We start from the raw sequence: 16,852 nt of genomic DNA, 5'->3' as shown, positions 1-16,852 counted from the left end.
CTGCTAGAATCCTCGCGCCCCTCGTATCCCCCAGGACAAAGCATGAGCATCAAGAGTGACCGTTGGATCCGCCGCATGTCCGAGCAGCACGGCATGATCGAGCCGTTCGAGGCCGGGCAGGTCAAGCAGGCCAACGGCGAGCGCATCGTCAGCTACGGCACGTCCAGCTATGGCTACGACGTGCGCTGCTCGCGCGAGTTCAAGGTGTTCACCAACATCAACTCGACCATCGTCGATCCCAAGCATTTCGACTCGGGCAGCTTCGTCGACATTACCGCCGACGAGTGCATCATTCCGCCGAACAGCTTCGCGCTGGCGCGTACCGTCGAGTACTTCCGCATCCCCCGCGACACCCTGGTGGTGTGCCTGGGCAAGAGCACCTATGCGCGCTGCGGCATCATCGTCAACGTGACGCCGCTGGAGCCGGAATGGGAAGGCCACGTCACCCTGGAATTCAGCAACACCACGCCGCTGCCGGCGCGCATCTACGCCAACGAAGGCGTTGCACAGATGCTGTTCTTCCAGGCCGCGGCCGATGACATCTGCGAGACGTCGTACCGCGATCGTGGCGGCAAGTACCAGGGCCAGACCGGTGTGACCCTGCCGCGGACCTGAAGATTGCAGGCGGTTTGTGGAGCCGAGCCATGCTCGGCTTCAAGGCGGGGCAGCCGAGCATGGCTCGGCTCTGCATGAACGAGGGCGGCGCAATGCGCCGCCTTCGTTATTTTCCGCGCCCGAACAGCATCGCGATCCCGACACCCACCAGCGCCACCGGCCACCAGGTCAGCAGCAGCTTGGACAGGTTCAGGTGCGTCCAGCCGAGGTTGCTGGCGAGCATGAACAGGCCGATCAGGATCAGCAGGATGGCGGCAACGAGGTTGAATCGCATCGGGTCGGCGAAGGCTCAGGTGTGGGCCGGATATCCTAGCCGTTCCTTCCAGTAGGCGACATGCTGGTCCAGTGCGGCCGCTTCGTAGCGGTGCGCGGGACCGCTGCCCCAGACCGGGCCCGGCCAGGCCGGATCACCGTCATGGCGGCCGATCACGTGGAAGTGCAGCTGGCGCACGATGTTGCCCAACGCGCCGATGTTGATCTTCTCCACCCCGTCGGCGCCCTTCAGGGCCTTGCAGGCGCGGTTGAGCTCGGTGCGCAGCTTGTCCTGCTGCTCGCCGTCCAGCTCGATCCACTCGGTGACCCCGGCCAGGCGCGGTACCAGTACCAGCCACGGGAATCGTTCGTCGTTCATCAGCCGCACTTGCGACAACGGTCCTTCGGCCACCAGCACGCTATCGGTGGCCAGGCGTGAATCGAGTTCGAATTCGCTCATCCAAGATGCTCCGAGAAGAAGTCCAGGGTGCGTTGCAGCGCCAGGGCGGCGCTGTCTGGATCATACGCATGTCCGACCTCCCGGTTGAAGGCGTGGTCGGCCGGATAGACGAAGGTGGCCATCTGCGGCAGCTTCTCGCGATGGGCCTGGACCGCTTCCGGCGGGATGCTGCGGTCCTGGGCGCCGAAGTGGAAGATCACCGGCGCCTTCGGCGTCTCATCGAGGAACTGGACGTTGCGCGCGCCGTAGTAGCTGACGGAGGGCAGGCCCAGGCGCACTGCGGACAGCATCGCTACCGTACCGCCCCAGCAGTAGCCGACGGTGCCGACCTTGCCGTAGGGGGCAAGCCGGGTGGCTGCCGCGCGGACCACTTCCAGCGCCTTCTCCATGCCCAGCGCGCTGACCCGTTCCAGGCCCTGCTTCACGCCGTCGGCGTCGTAGGGCAGGGCGTCCGGGTCGGCATCGGGGCCATCGACCAGGTCGAAGAACGACGGTGCCAGCACCGCATAGCCCTCGGCGGCGAAGCGCTCGGCCACGCCGCGGATGTGCGGGTTGGCGCCGAAGATTTCCTGCACCACCACCAGCCCGCCTCGCGCGGTGCCCTCGGGGAGTGCCTGCCAGGCCCGGACGGGGCCGTGGTGCGTATCCAGGGTGATCCACTCGGCCATCTTCATCTACTCTCGTTGCAGGGACAGGACTGCATTGTCGGTGCTGCGAGGGTTAGCGCGGTGTCAGCGGCTGTGCGCGATCGGGCGGCTGGCCGTTCAGAGCCCGGCCGCCAACCCCGGTATACTGGCGCCCTTTCAGGCCCCGGCCCCCAGGAACCCCTGCCATGCCGGCAGGGGCCCAGGCCTCCAGAGTCCCGCGATTCCATGTCCCAGCTGAACCCCAAAGTCGGCTTCGTCAGCCTTGGCTGCCCGAAGGCCCTTGTCGATTCCGAGCGCATCCTTACCCAGCTCCGCTCGGAGGGCTACGACATCGTCCCGTCCTACGATTCGGCCGACGTGGTGGTGGTCAACACCTGCGGCTTCATCGATTCGGCGGTGACCGAGTCGCTGGACGCGATTGGCGAGGCGATGAACCAGAACGGCAAGGTCATCGTCACCGGCTGCCTGGGCAAGCGCCCGGAGCAGATCCGCGAGGCCTACCCGAACGTGCTGGCGGTGTCCGGCCCGCAGGACTACCAGAGCGTGATGGAAGCGGTGCATGAAGCACTGCCGCCCAAGCACGATCCGTTCGTGGACCTGGTGCCGGACTACGGCATCAAGCTGACCCCGCGCCACTATGCCTACCTGAAGATTTCCGAAGGCTGCAACCACAAGTGCAGCTTCTGCATCATCCCGTCGATGCGCGGCAAGCTGGTTTCGCGCCCGGTCGACGAGGTGCTGCGTGAGGCCGAGCGCCTGGTGCGTGGTGGCGTGCGCGAGCTGCTGGTGGTGTCGCAGGACACCTCGGCCTATGGCGTGGACGTGAAGTACGCCGAGAAGATGTGGCGCAACAAGGCCTACCAGACCCGCCTGAAGGCACTGTGCGAAGGTCTGTCCGAGCTGGATGCGTGGGTGCGCATGCACTACGTCTACCCGTACCCGCACGTGGACGAGGTGGTGCCACTGATGGCCGAGAACCGCATCCTGCCGTACCTGGACATCCCGTTCCAGCACGCCAGCCCGCGCATCCTGCGCCTGATGAAGCGCCCCGGTGCGGTCGAAAAGACCCTGGAGCGCGTGCAGAACTGGCGCCGCATCGCCCCGGACATCACTGTGCGTTCCACCTTCATCGTTGGCTTCCCGGGCGAGACCGAGGCCGAGTTCGAAGAGTTGCTGTCGTTCCTCGACGAAGCGCAGCTGGACCGCGTGGGCGCGTTCGCCTATTCGCCGGTCGAGGGTGCCACCGCCAACGATCTGCCCGATGCGGTGCCGGAAGAAGTGAAGCAGGAGCGCCTGGCCCGTTTCATGGAGAAGCAGGCGCAGATTTCAGCTGCGCGCCTGGAGGCCAAGATCGGCACCGTGCAGCCGTGCCTGGTCGACGCCATCGAAGGCGATATCGCCGTGGCCCGTTCCAAGGCCGATGCGCCGGAGATCGACGGCCTGGTGCACATCCAGAATGCCGACCAGGTGCCGCTGCGCGTGGGTGAGTTCGTCGACGTGGAAATCACCGAGAGCGACGAGCACGACCTGTACGGCGATGCGCTGCCGGCCGCTACCCGCCCGGCATTCGATCTCAAGATGCTGTGACCGCAGCGACGACCGCCGCCGGTGACGGCAGCGGTGTCCGCCGCTTCGTGCCGCCGCCGCGTGCGGCGGTCGATCCGCAGGTGTTCGCGCACCCGGTGTTTGCCGGGTTGCGCGACGTCCATGACCTGCTGGCCAGCCCCGAGTGGCCGTCCATTGCAGCGCTCGAGGCACGCCTCGCGCTGCCCGGCAAGCATCTGGTCGAGCAGGATGCCGCGCTGCTGGCCGACGGCCTGCACTACGAAGCCCGCATCGCACAGGGGCGCATCGCCACCCGCGTCGACAACTGGCATGACCTGTTCAATGCACTGGTGTGGGCCCGTTACCCGCAGCTCAAGCAGGCGCTCAATGTGCAGCAGTGCAGGCATATCGCATCCATGCCGCCGGGCCAGCGCAATCGCGCGCAGGCCGCGCTGACCCAGTTCGACGAAACCGGTGTGATCGTGCGTGTGCGCGATGAGGACGTGTTGGCCGCATGGGACGTGCATGATTGGCCGGCGTTGTTCGAGCCTGCGCGCTGGCAGAGTGGTGACATCGCTATCGCTGCGATATTCGGGCACGCGCTGATGGAGCACGCGCTGCTACCGGGGCGCCTGCTGGTCGGCAAGTGCGTGGTGGTGCACGGCGAAGTCGATGATGCCTGCGTTGACGCAGTGGCTTCGGCCATCGTCGAGGGCAGGGCAGTGACCGATCCCCTGCAGTTGCGTCCGCTGCCGCTGGCGGGAATCCCGGGCTGGCACCAGGGACAGGATGCCGCCTTCTATGCAGATGCCGCGTACTTCCGCCCGCTGCGTGCCGGCCGCCAGTACCCGCCGCCGTTGCACGGGGCTATGTAGAGTCGGCTGTCAGTCGACTGCTCTTCGTTCCGAGGCCGTGAACGCCCGACAGAAGGCTTCGGCGAGTCATCAACCGCGATGAGGAGCACGGTGCGCTTACCGTCCGGCTGCGGAGGTTTGTGCCGCGCTTCGCGCGGTGGTCGACTGACAGTCGACGCTACAGCGGTTCGTATTCCACGCTGATCACCGCGAAGGTGAACTGGCCGCCGGGCAGTTCCACCGAAAATTCATCATCCAGCCGCTTCTTCAGCAGCGCACGCGCCAGGGGGGAATCGATGCTGATCCAACCCAGCCCAGCATCGGTCTCATCCGGCCCGACAATGCGATAGCGGCTGGTCTCACCGCTGTCCACGTTCTCCAGTTCCACCCATGCGCCGAAGAACACCGCCAGCGGATCGGTCGGCGTGGTATCAACCACGCGTAGCGATTCCAACCGCTTGGTCAGGTAGCGCACACGACGGTCGATCTCGCCCAGCTGCTTCTTGCGATAGGTGTACTCGGCGTTTTCCGAACGGTCGCCTTCCGCAGCGGCCGCGGCCAGTGCCTTCACCACCTCGGGGCGGCGCACACGCCATAGGTCATCCAGCTCGGCCTTCAGCCGGGCATGGCCGGAGGCGGTGATCAGGGCGGTACTCTTTTCTGCAGGGGGACGCCAACGCGACATGTGGTGCGACTTCTTTTCAGGGGAACGATGGGGTCGGATCCTTTCCGCAGGAAAGGGATCCGACCCCAGTAGTGGCGGATCAGCGCTTGCCGCCGAAGATGCCACCCAGGATGCCACGCACGATCTGGTTGCCCAGCTTGGTGCCGACGGTGCGCGTGGTCTGCTTGGCCATGGTTTCGATCATGCCCTGGCGGCGCTTGGTGCCGAAGATCGCGTCCTTGATCGCCTGGCCGAAACCGCCTTCCTGCGCTTCGTCCTGCTCGCGGCTGCGCGCGGCCGGTGCCTGCGCCTGTTCGACGGTCTTCTGCGCACGCTGGGCCAGCAGTTCGGCGGCCGATTCGCGGTTGATCGCGGTGTCGTAGCGGCTGCCGACCGGGCTGCCGGCACGCACCTGGGCACGCTCGGCGTCGGTGATCGGCCCCATCCGGCAGCGCGGCGGCGCGATCATCGTCTGCTGCACCGGCATCGGCACACCCTTGTCCTGCAGCGTGGACACCAGCGCTTCGCCGGTACCGAGCTGGCTGAGCACCTTGGCCACGTCCAGCTTCGGGTTCGGCACGAAGGTCTCGGCAGCAGTCTTCACTGCCTTCTGGTCGCGCGGGGTGAATGCACGCAGCGCATGCTGCACGCGGTTGCCGAGCTGGCCGAGGATGTTGCCCGGCACGTCATCAGGGAACTGCGAGCAGAAGTACACGCCCACGCCCTTGGAGCGGATCAGGCGCACCACCTGCTCGATGCGCTGCACCAGCGACGGCGGTGCATCGTCGAACAGCAGGTGCGCTTCGTCGAAGATGAAGACCAGCTTCGGCTTGTCCAGGTCGCCCACCTCCGGCAGCTGCTCGAACAGCTCCGACAGCAGCCACAACAGGAAGGTGGAATACAGCTTCGGCTTGAGCACCAGCTGGTCGGCGGCAAGGATGCCGATCATGCCGCGGCCGTCGTGATTGACCCGCATGATGTCGGCCAGTTCCAGGGCCGGCTCACCGAAGAAGTTCTCGCCGCCATCCTGCGCCAGGCGCAGCACCGACCGCTGGATCGCAGCGATGGACTGCGCGCTGACCAGGCCGTACTCGGTGGAGATGTCCTTGCGCTCCTCGGCCACCAGGCCGAGCAGCGCGCGCAGGTCATCCATGTCCAGCAGCAGCAGGCCACGGTCGTCGGCCAGCTTGAACACGATGTCGAGCACGCCGGACTGGGTGTCGTTCAACTCGAGGATGCGCGCCAGCAGGGTCGGGCCCATCTCGCTGACCGTGGTGCGCACCGGGTGACCCAGCTTGCCGTACAGGTCCCAGAAAATGGTCGGGCTGGCGGCCGGTGCGTAGTCGGCCACGCCGATCTCGGCGGCGCGCTTGAGCAGGTTCTCGGCGCCGGTGCCGGGCACCGCCAGGCCGGACACATCGCCCTTCACATCGGCCAGGAACACCGGCACGCCCAGCCGCGAGAAGCCCTCGGCCAGGGTCATCAGGGTCACCGTCTTGCCGGTACCGGTGGCGCCGGCCACCAGGCCGTGGCGGTTGCCGAGTTTCGGCAGCAGGGTGACGGCCACATCGTCGGTGATGCCTTTGCCGAGCAGAATCGGATCCATGGTCCAGCCCTTGTGGTGAATAGCCCAATGTTAACCGCCGGCGGTGACGGTCCGAAGGTCGGCTTGCCCGGACCTTGGCGGCGCCGCTACTCTGCCTGCCTGTTTCGCACACAGTGCCATCAATGCCCGTTCCTGTCCTGATTTCCCGCGGTTGGCCGCTGCTGGCCCTGGCCGGCCTGGTTTCCCTGGCGCCCGACGCCCATGCGCAGCGGGTTTCGGCCCGGGACAAGGTGAAGGTGGATGCGCTGCAGCAGCGCATGACCGTCGCCGAGAAGCGTTACAGCGATGCGCTGCTGCTGGTCGCCAATGCCGACCCCAAGGGCAGCAACGAAGCCGACGCCGCGCTGGAGGACATGGAAGATGTCCTCAACGACTGCGTGAAGCAGAAGGGCTGCCAGATGGGCACCCTGCTGGCCAGCTACAAGCGCCTGCTCAAGCACGACGCCGACGCGGCCGCCAGCGATGACGTGGCCGACGAGGGCGGTGATCGCCTGGAAGCCGACCCCGACCACATCGGCCCGCTTACCGCCGACGTACCGGAGGCCGCGCGCGCTGCCGCGCTGCTGAACGACAAGCGGCACGCCTTCGACAGCATGGTCGAATACAACCCGGCGGTGCAGGCCGGCATCCGCCGCTGGCTGACCGACATGCGCCCGGCGTTGCTGACCAGCTACGAGAACTACCAGAACCTGCGTGCGGTGATGTGGCCGGAGTGGGAGAAGCGTGGCCTGCCCGAAGCGCTGCTGTTCGGCATCATGGCCAAGGAATCCAACGGCCGCGTGCATGCCTCCTCGCGCGCCGGCGCGGCGGGCCTGATGCAGTTCATGCCGGCCACCGGCCGCCGCTTCGGCCTCGGCCCGGACGGCACCGGCTTCGACACCCGCTTTGACGCGCGCAGCGCCGCCGAAGCCAGCGCCAGCTACCTCAACGAACGCCTGCGCGAACTGAACAACAACGTGGAAATGTCGGTGGCCGCCTATAATGGTGGCGAAGGCCGCGCCGCGCGCGTGTTCAAGCAGAGCGCCGGGCAGAGCTTCTGGACCGACAGCGTCTACAACCAGTTCCCCGGCGAGACCAAGGACTACGTGCCGATGGTGATCGCCGCGGCCTGGATCTTCCTGCACCCGCAGCAATACGGCGTGGAGTTCCCGAAGATCAGCGCGCAACCGGCCACGCTGCGCCTGGCCAAGTCGACCACCATCTACGAACTGACCATCTGCCTGGGCAGCCACGGCACCCGCGATGGCTACATGCGCGCGCTGCGCAACCTCAACCCGCGCTATGAGGCCGATGGCTGGATCCCGGCCGGCACGCTGATCAATGCCACCACCCGCATCGCCGGCCTGTACCAGCGCAACTGCGTCAGTGGCCCGCGTGCCGACCTGGCCCGGACGCTGATCACCGCCGATCTGAACGCAGCAATCAAGCGCCCGACCGCGACCAGCTACACCGGGAGCGTGGCCGTGGGCGGCGTGGTGCCGGTGGCCGATGCGGCCGCGTCCACCAGCGTGCCGACCACGCCGGTCGCTCCGGTGGCCACGCCGCGCCCGGCGGCGCGCCCGAAGCCGGTGCGCAGCCACAAGGTGGGCCGGGGTGAAACCCTGGGCGCCATCGCGGCCAAGTTCCAGTGCGACGTGCCCACCCTGGCCCGTGCCAACGGCCTGAAGGCCCCGGCCTACAGCCTGCGCCACGGCCAGACGCTGAAGCTGCAGGGCTGCGACAAGTAATCCCCTACCCTGGAATCCGCATGGACCTCGAAGACACCCGCAACCTGTTCGCCAACCTCCGCGAAAACACCGACTGGGACATCACCGGCCCGTTGCTGTGGGGGTACTTCTTCGTGCACTCCACTGCCGAGCCGTTGCAGGCACTGGCGCAGCACCTGCAGGCGCAGGGTTACACCTTCGTGGAATTGTTCGAACAGGATCCGGAAGAGGGCGACGCGCCGTTCCACGTGCTGCATGTGGAGCGCGTCGAGATCCACGACGAAGCCTCGCTTGACCGCCGCAACCAGGAATTCGCAGCGCTGGCCGCGGAGAAGGGCGTGGAAGACTACGACGGCATGGACGTCGGTCCGGCCCCGTCCCTGCAGTAACGCGCGTACCGGTAGTGCCGGCCGCTGGCCGGCAATGCTCGACGCGTTGGATCAGCGGAGATGCCGGCCAGCGGCCGGCACTACCGAAGCCTCAGCGCAGCTTCGCCAGCGCCTGGCCCAGCTGCACCGGGCTTTCAGCGCCCAACTGCGGGGCGAAGTCAGCCACGCCTGGCGGCAGCAGCACGATCACGGTGGAGCCGTAGTTGAAGCGCGCCATCTCGGCAAAGCGCTCCAGCCTGATGCCCTGGCCGCGGTAGTCCTTGCGGGTGATGCGGTCGCCATAGTGCGGAATCTCCTCGCCGCTCCACACGGTTTCCACCCCGGACACCAGCAGCGCACCGACCATCACGCTGACCATCGGGCCGAAGCTGGTGTCGAAGTGGCAGACCAGGCGCTCGTTGCGGGCGAACAGGCGCGGTACGCCGTTCACTGCCGCCGGACCAACGCTGAACAGGCGCCCCGGCACGTGCACGGTCTCACGCAGGGTGCCGGTCCACGGCATGTGCACGCGGTGGTAATCGCGCGGCGACAGGTACACCGTGGCGTAGAGGCCATCGTTGTATGGCTTGGCGTCCTCGTCACTGCCCAGCAGTTCGGCAGCGGTGAATGACTGGCCCTTGGCCTGGAAGATGCGGCCGGCCTCGATCTTCCCCAGCTGGCTGATGCGGCCGTCGGCCGGCATCACCAGGCTGCGCGGATCGGCGTCAGCCACGCGCGCGCCCGGCTTCAGCGCACGGGTGAAGAACTGGTTGAAGGTCGCATAGCTGCGCGGGTCCGGGTTGGCCGCTTCGTCCAGGTTGACGTTGAACTTGCGGGTGACCGTGTCGATCAGCCAGCGCGATACGCGCGGATCGTCCGAGTACGCCAGCGAACGCGCCATCGAGGACAGCAGGCGGTGTGGCAGGGCGTACGTCAGGGCGGTGGTGAGGCTCATGGGGCGGTTTTCTCGGTCAGCTTCTGCAGGTCGCGGGCAATGGCCGGCGCGTTGAACGGGGGGCGTACCAGGCCGGCAAGGCGGCCCTGCGGGTCGAGCACGGCCAGGCTGGCCGAATGCTCGACGGTGTAATCCTCGGGGTTCTCGTCGAAATGCTTGCCCGGTACCTTCTGGAACACGAAGCCCAACGAGGTGGCGAAGCGCTCCAGCGAGGGAACGTCAGCGGTGGCGGCCAGGGTGTCCTTGTGGAAGCCGTGCACGTACTCGCCGAGGCGGGTGGCGCTGTCGCGGTCGGGGTCGACCGAGATGAACAACACGCGTGGGCGCAGGCTGTCGGGCAGGGCTTCCCACTGGTTCTGCGCGCCGGCCAGCTCGGCCAGGGTGGTCGGGCAGACGTCCGGGCAGAAGGTGAAGCCCAGGAATACCAGGGTCCAGTGGCCCTTCAGTTCGCCCGGGATCAGGCGGGTGCCGTCGGACTGGGCCAGGTTGAAGTCGGGCAGTTCGCGCGGCTGCGGGTACAGCGTGATCGCTTCGGTGGCCGGGGCATTGGCCGGCGGCTTCGGCGCGAACAGCTGCTGGGCGGCCAGCAGACCGAGACCCGCCGCCAGGGCGATCAGCAGGATGATGCCGGCGTTGCGATTGAACATGGGGGCTCCCGCGCGAAGTGGGCCCCATCATACCGGCTGTGGCCCGAATCGTTTCCGCCGCAACGGATGCCGCCACGGGCGCCAGCCCCTATAATCGGGGGCCACTTTGCCCGCAGTACCGCCATGACCGCTGAAACGGCCGCCGAACTCCACACGATCATCGATCTGATCCGCTACGGCACCAGCCGTTTCAACGAAGCCGGACTGACCTTCGGGCACAGCTACGACAACGCGCTGGACGAGGCCACCCAGCTGGTGCTGCACAGCCTGCACCTGCCGCATGACCTCGGCCCGGCCTATGGCCAGGCGCGCCTGCTGCAGGCCGAGAAGCTGCGCGTGCTGGAGCTGTTCCAGCGTCGCATCGACGAACGCATCCCGGCCGCCTACCTGACCGGTGAGGCCTGGTTCGCCGGCCTGAGCTTCAAGAGCGACAAGCGCGCCCTGGTGCCGCGCTCGCCGATCGCCGAACTGATCGAATGCGGCTTCGAGCCGTGGCTGGCCGGCCGCGATGTCAGCCGTGCGCTGGACCTGTGCACCGGCTCGGGCTGCATCGCCATTGCGATGGGTCACTACTATCCGAACTGGGAAGTGGACGGCGTCGACCTGAGCGACGATGCACTGTCGCTGGCCGAAGAAAACAAGGAGCGCCTGCAGGCGCACAACGTCACTCTGCTCAAGTCGGACCTGTTCAACGGCCTGACCGGCCGCCACTACGACCTGATCGTCACCAATCCGCCGTACGTCACCAACGACGAAACCGATGCCCTGCCGCAGGAATACTCCTACGAGCCGGAAATGGGCCTGCGTGCCGGCGACGACGGCCTGGACCTGGTGCTGAAGATCCTGCGTGACGCCCCGCTGCACCTGAGCGAGGACGGCCTGCTGATCTGCGAAGTGGGCGAATCCGAGCAGCACCTGATCAAGCTGCTGCCGGAAGTCGACTTCGCCTGGATCGAGTTCAAGGTCGGCCAGATGGGCATCTTCGCGGTCGAGTGCCGCGAGCTGATCGCCCACAGCGCGCGCATCACCGAACTGGCGGCGCAGCGCCCGTGAGCTCCAATTCGTTCGGCAAGCTGTTCACGGTCACCACGTTCGGTGAGTCGCACGGGCCGGCCATCGGCTGCGTGATCGATGGCTGCCCTCCGGGGCTGGCGCTGGACGCGGCCGAATTCGGCCATGACCTGCAGCGTCGCGCGACCGGCAAGAGCCGGCACACCTCGGCCCGCCGCGAGGCCGATGAGGTCGAGATCCTGTCCGGCGTGTACGAGGGCCTGACCACCGGCACGCCGATCGCGCTGCTGATCCGCAACACCGACCAGCGCAGCAAGGATTACGCGAACATCGGCCAGCAGTTCCGGCCGGGTCATGCCGACTACAGCTACTGGCACAAGTACGGCATCCGCGACCCGCGCGGTGGCGGCCGTTCCTCGGCGCGCGAGACCACCATGCGCGTGGCCGCCGGCGTGGTCGCCAAGAAGTGGCTGGCCGAACGCTTCGGCGTGACCGTGCGCGGCTACCTGTCGCAGCTGGGCGACATCACCCCGGCTGGTTTCGACTGGTCGGCGGTGGAAGACAATCCGTTCTTCTGGCCGCATGCCGCACAGGTGCCCGAGCTGGAGGCGTACATGGATGCGCTGCGCAAGTCCGGTGATTCGGTCGGCGCGCGCGTGGACGTGGTCGCCGACAACGTGCCGCCGGGCTGGGGCGAGCCGATCTACGGCAAGCTCGATGGCGAACTGGCCGCCGCGCTGATGAGCATCAACGCGGTGAAGGGCGTTGAGATCGGCGACGGTTTCGCCAGCGCCGCACAGAAGGGCACCGAACACCGTGACCTGCTGACCCCGCAGGGCTTCGCCAGCAATCACGCCGGCGGCATCCTCGGTGGCATCTCCACCGGCCAGCCGGTGGTCGCCTCGATCGCCCTGAAGCCGACCTCCAGCCTGCGCCTGCCGGGCCCGTCGCTGGACACCGCCGGCAACGTGGTCGAGGTGGTCACCACCGGTCGCCACGATCCCTGCGTCGGCATCCGCGCCACCCCGATCGCCGAGGCGATGGTGGCGATGGTGCTGATGGACCAGGCGCTGCGCCATCGCGCGCAGTGCGGCGATGTCGGCACGATCACCCCGCGCATTCCCGGGCAGATCGATGGCTGACACGCGGCCGACCGTGTGGGTGAGCCAGCCGCTGATCGACGCGGCCATCGCGCCGCTGCGCGATCGCGTGCAGCTGCGCAGCACCGATGCGGTCACCGCCTGGTCGCCCGAGCAGGTCGCCGAACAGCTGGACGGCGTCGACGGCGCGATCATCACCCTCAACGAGCGCATCGGTGCGGCCCAGGTGGCCGACGCCGCGCAGCTGCAGGTGATCGCCAATGTCGGCGTCGGCTACAACAACCTGGATGTCGATGCGCTCAGCGCAGCCGGCATCCTCGCCAGCAACACGCCGGACGTCCTGACCGAAACCACCGCCGATCTCGGTTTCGCCCTGTTGATGGCGACCGCGCGCCGGATCACCGAATCCGAGCGCTGGCTGCGCGAAGGCCAGTGGCAGCAATGGTCGTTCCAGACCATGCTTGGCGCAGACATCCATGGCAGCACGCTGGGCATCCTCGGCATGGGCCGCATCGGCCAGGGCATCGCCCGCCGCGGCGCGCATGGTTTCGGCATGAAGGTGCTGTACCACAACCGTTCGCGCCTTCCGGCCGAGACCGAGGCTGCGCTCGGCGCGACCTACGTCGACCTGGACACGCTGCTGGCGCAGTCCGACCACCTGGTCACCGTGCTGCCCTACACGCCGGCCTCGCATCACATCATCGATGCGGCTGCGCTGGCGAAGATGAGGCCCTCAGCCACCCTGGTGAACATCGCCCGCGGCGGCATCGTCGACGAACTGGCGTTGGCCGACGCGCTTGCCCGAGGCCGTCTGGCCGCTGCCGGCCTGGATGTCTACGAGGGTGAGCCGGCGGTGCGCCCCGAACTGCTGGCGCTGCGCAATGTCGTGCTCACGCCGCACATCGGCAGCGCCTCGCTGGCCACGCGCACGGCGATGGTACAGCTGGCCGTGGATAATCTGGTTGCCGGGCTCGGCCTGGACGGCGGCCCGTCGCGCATGCCGAGCGCGATCAACGCTGATGCGGCGATGGCCGCGCGCGTGACGCTGGGCAAAAAAACCGGGAAACGATAGGGAACCTCCGCGCGCCCCGCTTGAGGAGGTTCCCCGAACCCAGCTGTTGTGCGTGTTTCTTCCCCATTCCCGTTTTCGTGAGAGTTCCCCCATGAGCAATGCACAGCGCAGTTTCCACGTCGCCGTCGTCGGTGCCACCGGTGCGGTCGGCGAGACCATGTTGTCGATCCTGGCCGAGCGTGGTTTCCCGGTCGGTACCCTGAGCGTCCTGGCTTCCGAGCGTTCGGCCGGCGGCGAGATCGAATTCAACGGCCAGAAGGTCACGGTCCAGGACCTGGCCACCTTCGATCCGAGCGGCGTCGAGATCGCGCTGTTCTCGGCCGGTGGCAGTGTGTCCAAGGAATACGCACCGAAGTTCGCCGCTGCCGGTGCGGTGGTGATCGACAACTCTTCGGCCTTCCGTTACGACGATGACGTGCCGCTGGTGGTGTCCGAGGTCAATCCGGAACAGGTGGCCAACCGTCCGCGCGGCATCATCGCCAACCCGAACTGCTCGACCATGCAGATGCTGGTGGCGCTGGCGCCACTGCACCGCAAGTACGGCATCGAGCGTATCAACGTCTCCACCTACCAGTCGGTGTCCGGCGGCGGCCGTTCGGCTACCGAGGAACTGGGCAAGCAGACCGGCCAGCTGCTGAGCTTCCAGGAAATCGATCCGCAGCGCTTCCCGGTGCAGATCGCCTTCAACCTGATCCCGCACATCGACGACTTCCAGGACAATGGCTTCACCAAGGAAGAAATGAAGCTGATCTGGGAAACCCGCAAGATCCTCGGCGACGACAGCATCCTGGTGAACCCGACTGCGGTGCGCGTGCCGGTGTTCTACGGCCACTCCGAGTCGGTGGCGATCGAGACCCGCGACAAGGTCACCGTCGCCGAAGCGCGCGCGCTGCTGGAGCAGTCGCCGGGCATCGAAGTGGTGGATCGTCACGAAGCCGGTGGTTACCCAACCCCGGTCACCCACGCCTCGGGCACGGACGCGGTGTACGTCGGCCGCATCCGCGAGGACTTCTCGCACCCGCGCGGCCTGAACCTGTGGATCGTGTCGGACAACGTGCGCAAGGGCGCGGCGTTGAATGCCGTGCAGCTGGCCGAGCTGGTCGCCGCCGAGCAGCGCTGATCACAGCGGTTGCCTCACCGGTAGTGCCGGCCGCTGGCCGGCATTGCCGTGATCCATGTGCCGGAGTGCATGCCGGCCAGCGGCCGGCACTACCTCAAGGGTCTTTCCGGTGGGTGCGGACCCCGGTCCGCACGCTTTATAGTGTCGCCCATGAATAAACGGGCCAGGGGCGCAAAGCGCCCGCTCCTCTATCTTTCCACCGCGCTGCTGGCCCTGGCCAGCAGTTCGGCACTCGCATTGGGCCTGGGAGACATCCGTGTCCTGTCCAAGCCGGGGCAGCCATTGCTGGCCGAAATCCCGGTGGTGTCGGCGGACCCGTCCGAACTGGAAAACCTGCGCGTGGCGCTGGCCTCGCCGGTCACCTTCGAACGCGTCGGCCTGCAACGGCCGACCGGGCTGGTCAGCGAGCTGCAGTTCGAGCTGACCCGCAATGCGCAGGGCAGGGCGGTGGTGCGCGTCACCTCGCAGGCCCCGGTGGAGACGCCATCGCTGAGCTTCCTGATCGAAGCTGACTGGGGCCAGGGCCGCCTGGTGCGCGAGTACTCCGCGCTGGTCGACGCGCCGTCCAGCGCGCTGGCCGTGGCCGAGCCGGAGATCGTCGCGCCGGCAGGCACGCTCTCCAATACCATCGTGCGCGAACCTGCACCGGCTTCGGCAACGGTGCCAGCGGCAGAGGCGCCCACTACGCCGCCACCTGCGGTGGCGCCTGCACCGGCACGCCCGCGTGCGGCCTCCGCGCCGGTCGCTGCACCGGCGGCCGATGGCAGCGTCACCGTACAGCGCGGTCAGACCCTGTCGCAGATCGCCAGCGCGGTGGCGCGTGGCAACCAGGTCAGCCGCGACCGCGCGATGATCGCCCTGCTGCGCGCCAATCCCGAAGCCTTCATCCGTGGCAACGTCAATCTGCTCAAGCAGGGCGCGGTGCTGCGCGTGCCGGGCAGCACCGCGCTTGCCGCTGTCGATGCCGCCGAGGCCACCGCGCTGGTGCGCGAGCACGCCGCGCAATGGCGGCAGGCGCGTACCGTGCCGCAACCGGCGGGTGCGGTCGCGCCGGCCGCCAAGGCGGCAACCGCGAACGCTTCTTCCCCGGCTGCCGCCAACGGGGCACGACTTGAGATCGCTCCGGCGCTGGCGTCCGACGCCGCGCATGCGGGCACAACCACCGGCACCGCTGCCGGCAGCGAGGGTGACATGCTGGGCAATGAACAACTGCGCCAGGCGCGTGAGGACATCGCCACCCGCGATGCCGAGATCGGTGAACTGAAGCAGCGCGTGGCCGATCTGGAGAAGCTGAAGGAGCAGCAGCAGTCGTTGATCGCGATGAAGGACAACGACCTGGCTGCCGCGCAGCAGCGCCTGGCACAGGCGCCGGGTTCCCGTGATGCGGCAACGCCGTGGTACTGGCTGGGGCTGCCGGTGCTGCTGTTGGCGGCGGGCGCGGCCTGGCTGCTGCGTCGTCGCAAGCCGTCGCCGCTGCCGCCGCTGCGTGAGGAAGACGATGCCGCCGGCCTGGCCGCTGCGGTGCCGGCAGGTGCGGCGCTGGATACGCTGGCCGAGCAGTCCTCGTGGTCGTCGGCTGTTGCCGACAATGGTCGCCAGGAACCGGCGATGCCTGCCTGGGCGACCGAAACCGAAGTACACGAAGTGGTGGTCGCCGAACCCGTCGCCGAGCACGCGGTGCGGGCCGAATGGCAGGCCGAGACACTGCGCGACGAGGACGCGGTGGCATTGCCCGAAGCGGTGACCGATCTGCCGCGCTGGGACGATTCCGCAACCACCGGCGACGAGGTTGTCGTCGCCGAGCCGCTGCAGGACGAACGCGTTGTACCGCAGGCGCCGGCCGAAGTGGCGGTGCCGGACTACGCACTGCATGCCGAACAGCAGCCTCAGTTCCGCGGAGTGTTCGATCTGCCGGCTGACGCGCATGAGAACGAGGCTCCGGCGGATACCGTACATCCCGAGGCCATCGACAGCATCGACCACGGCAGCGTCGACGCTTCTCATTCCGACGATATCGCGCCGAGCGCGGCCGCGCCCGCCGGCGACGCGGGCTGGTCGCCGCGTGCCGGCCAGGAGCGCCTGGAACTGGCCATTGCCTACCTCGATCTGGGCGACGCGCAGACTGCGCGCACCCTGTTGCTGGAAGTCGCCGAAGGCGGTGACCTGCACAGCCAGGCCCAGGCCCGCGAACTGCTGGCCCGCCTGCCGTGACCGAACCTGCCGACAAGGG

The 16,852-nt window shown here is 67.6% G+C and carries 17 protein-coding genes; 10 read left to right on the top strand and 7 right to left on the bottom strand.

The window, feature by feature from the left end; translation table 11 throughout:
* Positions 1 to 42: 42 nt before the first annotated feature.
* Entirely contained in the window at positions 43 to 615 is a 573-nt protein-coding gene (gene dcd / locus Q9Q79_RS14555) for a dCTP deaminase (RefSeq protein WP_005410499.1), read from the top strand.
* A gap of 106 nt (positions 616 to 721) precedes the next feature.
* On the opposite strand, the gene Q9Q79_RS14550 is transcribed toward dcd, so the two are convergent.
* The 3 genes from Q9Q79_RS14550 to Q9Q79_RS14540 are packed head-to-tail and all read right to left on the bottom strand — an operon-like array spanning position 722 to position 1,995.
* Positions 722 to 889, bottom strand: a complete 168-nt coding sequence (locus tag Q9Q79_RS14550; protein WP_005410498.1) for a DUF5668 domain-containing protein — start codon at positions 887 to 889, stop codon at positions 722 to 724.
* A 15-nt stretch (positions 890 to 904) separates the two neighbouring features.
* Positions 905 to 1,327: an HIT family protein gene (locus Q9Q79_RS14545; RefSeq protein ID WP_005410497.1), complete on the bottom strand. Its 423-nt coding sequence runs from the start codon at positions 1,325 to 1,327 to the stop codon at positions 905 to 907.
* Positions 1,324 to 1,995: a dienelactone hydrolase family protein gene (locus Q9Q79_RS14540; protein ID WP_012480901.1), complete on the bottom strand. Its 672-nt coding sequence runs from the start codon at positions 1,993 to 1,995 to the stop codon at positions 1,324 to 1,326. Before Q9Q79_RS14540 ends, Q9Q79_RS14545 begins: the two co-directional genes overlap by 4 nt.
* A gap of 204 nt (positions 1,996 to 2,199) precedes the next feature.
* On the opposite strand from Q9Q79_RS14540, the gene rimO reads away from it, so the two are divergent.
* A complete protein-coding gene (rimO, locus tag Q9Q79_RS14535; protein WP_201861796.1) occupies positions 2,200 to 3,561 on the top strand; it encodes a 30S ribosomal protein S12 methylthiotransferase RimO in 1,362 nt (453 codons plus the stop codon).
* On the top strand, positions 3,558 to 4,394 hold the full coding sequence (locus tag Q9Q79_RS14530) for a DUF3025 domain-containing protein (RefSeq protein WP_012480899.1): 837 nt from the start codon (positions 3,558 to 3,560) through the stop codon (positions 4,392 to 4,394). Before rimO ends, Q9Q79_RS14530 begins: the two co-directional genes overlap by 4 nt.
* 157 nt (positions 4,395 to 4,551) lie before the next feature.
* Here the strand turns inward: Q9Q79_RS14530 and greB are convergent, their stop codons facing one another.
* The gene (greB, locus tag Q9Q79_RS14525; protein ID WP_012480898.1) at positions 4,552 to 5,058 is read right to left on the bottom strand and encodes a transcription elongation factor GreB; all 507 of its coding nucleotides are present in this window, start codon (positions 5,056 to 5,058) and stop codon (positions 4,552 to 4,554) included.
* Between the two features lie 79 nt (positions 5,059 to 5,137).
* Positions 5,138 to 6,643 (bottom strand): helicase HerA-like domain-containing protein, encoded by a 1,506-nt coding sequence (locus tag Q9Q79_RS14520; RefSeq protein WP_012480897.1) that lies wholly within the window; start codon positions 6,641 to 6,643, stop codon positions 5,138 to 5,140.
* Positions 6,644 to 6,765: 122 nt separating this feature from the next.
* Here Q9Q79_RS14520 and Q9Q79_RS14515 point away from each other — a divergent pair, with 122 nt between their 5' ends.
* Positions 6,766 to 8,370, top strand: a complete 1,605-nt coding sequence (locus Q9Q79_RS14515; RefSeq protein WP_044570661.1) for a transglycosylase SLT domain-containing protein — start codon at positions 6,766 to 6,768, stop codon at positions 8,368 to 8,370.
* Positions 8,371 to 8,390: 20 nt separating this feature from the next.
* Entirely contained in the window at positions 8,391 to 8,738 is a 348-nt protein-coding gene (locus Q9Q79_RS14510; protein ID WP_005410490.1) for a ribonuclease E inhibitor RraB, read from the top strand.
* A gap of 91 nt (positions 8,739 to 8,829) precedes the next feature.
* On the opposite strand, the gene asd is transcribed toward Q9Q79_RS14510, so the two are convergent.
* Entirely contained in the window at positions 8,830 to 9,672 is an 843-nt protein-coding gene (gene asd, locus Q9Q79_RS14505; protein WP_005410489.1) for an archaetidylserine decarboxylase, read from the bottom strand.
* Positions 9,669 to 10,319 (bottom strand): SCO family protein, encoded by a 651-nt coding sequence (locus tag Q9Q79_RS14500; protein WP_005410488.1) that lies wholly within the window; start codon positions 10,317 to 10,319, stop codon positions 9,669 to 9,671. Before Q9Q79_RS14500 ends, asd begins: the two co-directional genes overlap by 4 nt.
* A 123-nt stretch (positions 10,320 to 10,442) precedes the next feature.
* On the opposite strand from Q9Q79_RS14500, the gene prmB reads away from it, so the two are divergent.
* The 5 genes from prmB (at position 10,443) to Q9Q79_RS14475 (ending at position 16,833) form a co-directional block, all read left to right on the top strand.
* The gene (gene prmB / locus Q9Q79_RS14495) at positions 10,443 to 11,372 is read left to right on the top strand and encodes a 50S ribosomal protein L3 N(5)-glutamine methyltransferase (protein ID WP_005410487.1); all 930 of its coding nucleotides are present in this window, start codon (positions 10,443 to 10,445) and stop codon (positions 11,370 to 11,372) included.
* Complete coding sequence (aroC, locus tag Q9Q79_RS14490) at positions 11,369 to 12,472, top strand: chorismate synthase (RefSeq protein WP_049397023.1); 1,104 nt, start codon at positions 11,369 to 11,371, stop codon at positions 12,470 to 12,472. Before prmB ends, aroC begins: the two co-directional genes overlap by 4 nt.
* On the top strand, positions 12,465 to 13,502 hold the full coding sequence (locus Q9Q79_RS14485; RefSeq protein ID WP_043034819.1) for a D-glycerate dehydrogenase: 1,038 nt from the start codon (positions 12,465 to 12,467) through the stop codon (positions 13,500 to 13,502). The genes aroC and Q9Q79_RS14485 overlap by 8 nt, the downstream gene beginning before the upstream one ends.
* 91 nt (positions 13,503 to 13,593) lie before the next feature.
* The gene (locus Q9Q79_RS14480) at positions 13,594 to 14,622 is read left to right on the top strand and encodes an aspartate-semialdehyde dehydrogenase (RefSeq protein ID WP_062606177.1); all 1,029 of its coding nucleotides are present in this window, start codon (positions 13,594 to 13,596) and stop codon (positions 14,620 to 14,622) included.
* Between the two features lie 150 nt (positions 14,623 to 14,772).
* Positions 14,773 to 16,833 carry a FimV/HubP family polar landmark protein gene (locus Q9Q79_RS14475; protein ID WP_185695143.1) on the top strand — a complete coding sequence of 687 codons (2,061 nt, stop codon included), beginning with the start codon at positions 14,773 to 14,775 and terminating at the stop codon, positions 16,831 to 16,833.
* Positions 16,834 to 16,852: the final 19 nt, after the last annotated feature.

This window comes from Stenotrophomonas sp. a6, from assembly GCF_030913325.1.
GTDB lineage: Bacteria > Pseudomonadota > Gammaproteobacteria > Xanthomonadales > Xanthomonadaceae > Stenotrophomonas > Stenotrophomonas maltophilia.
The sequence above is the reverse complement of the archived record's forward strand: the minus strand, read 5'-3'. Positions and strand labels throughout refer to the sequence as shown.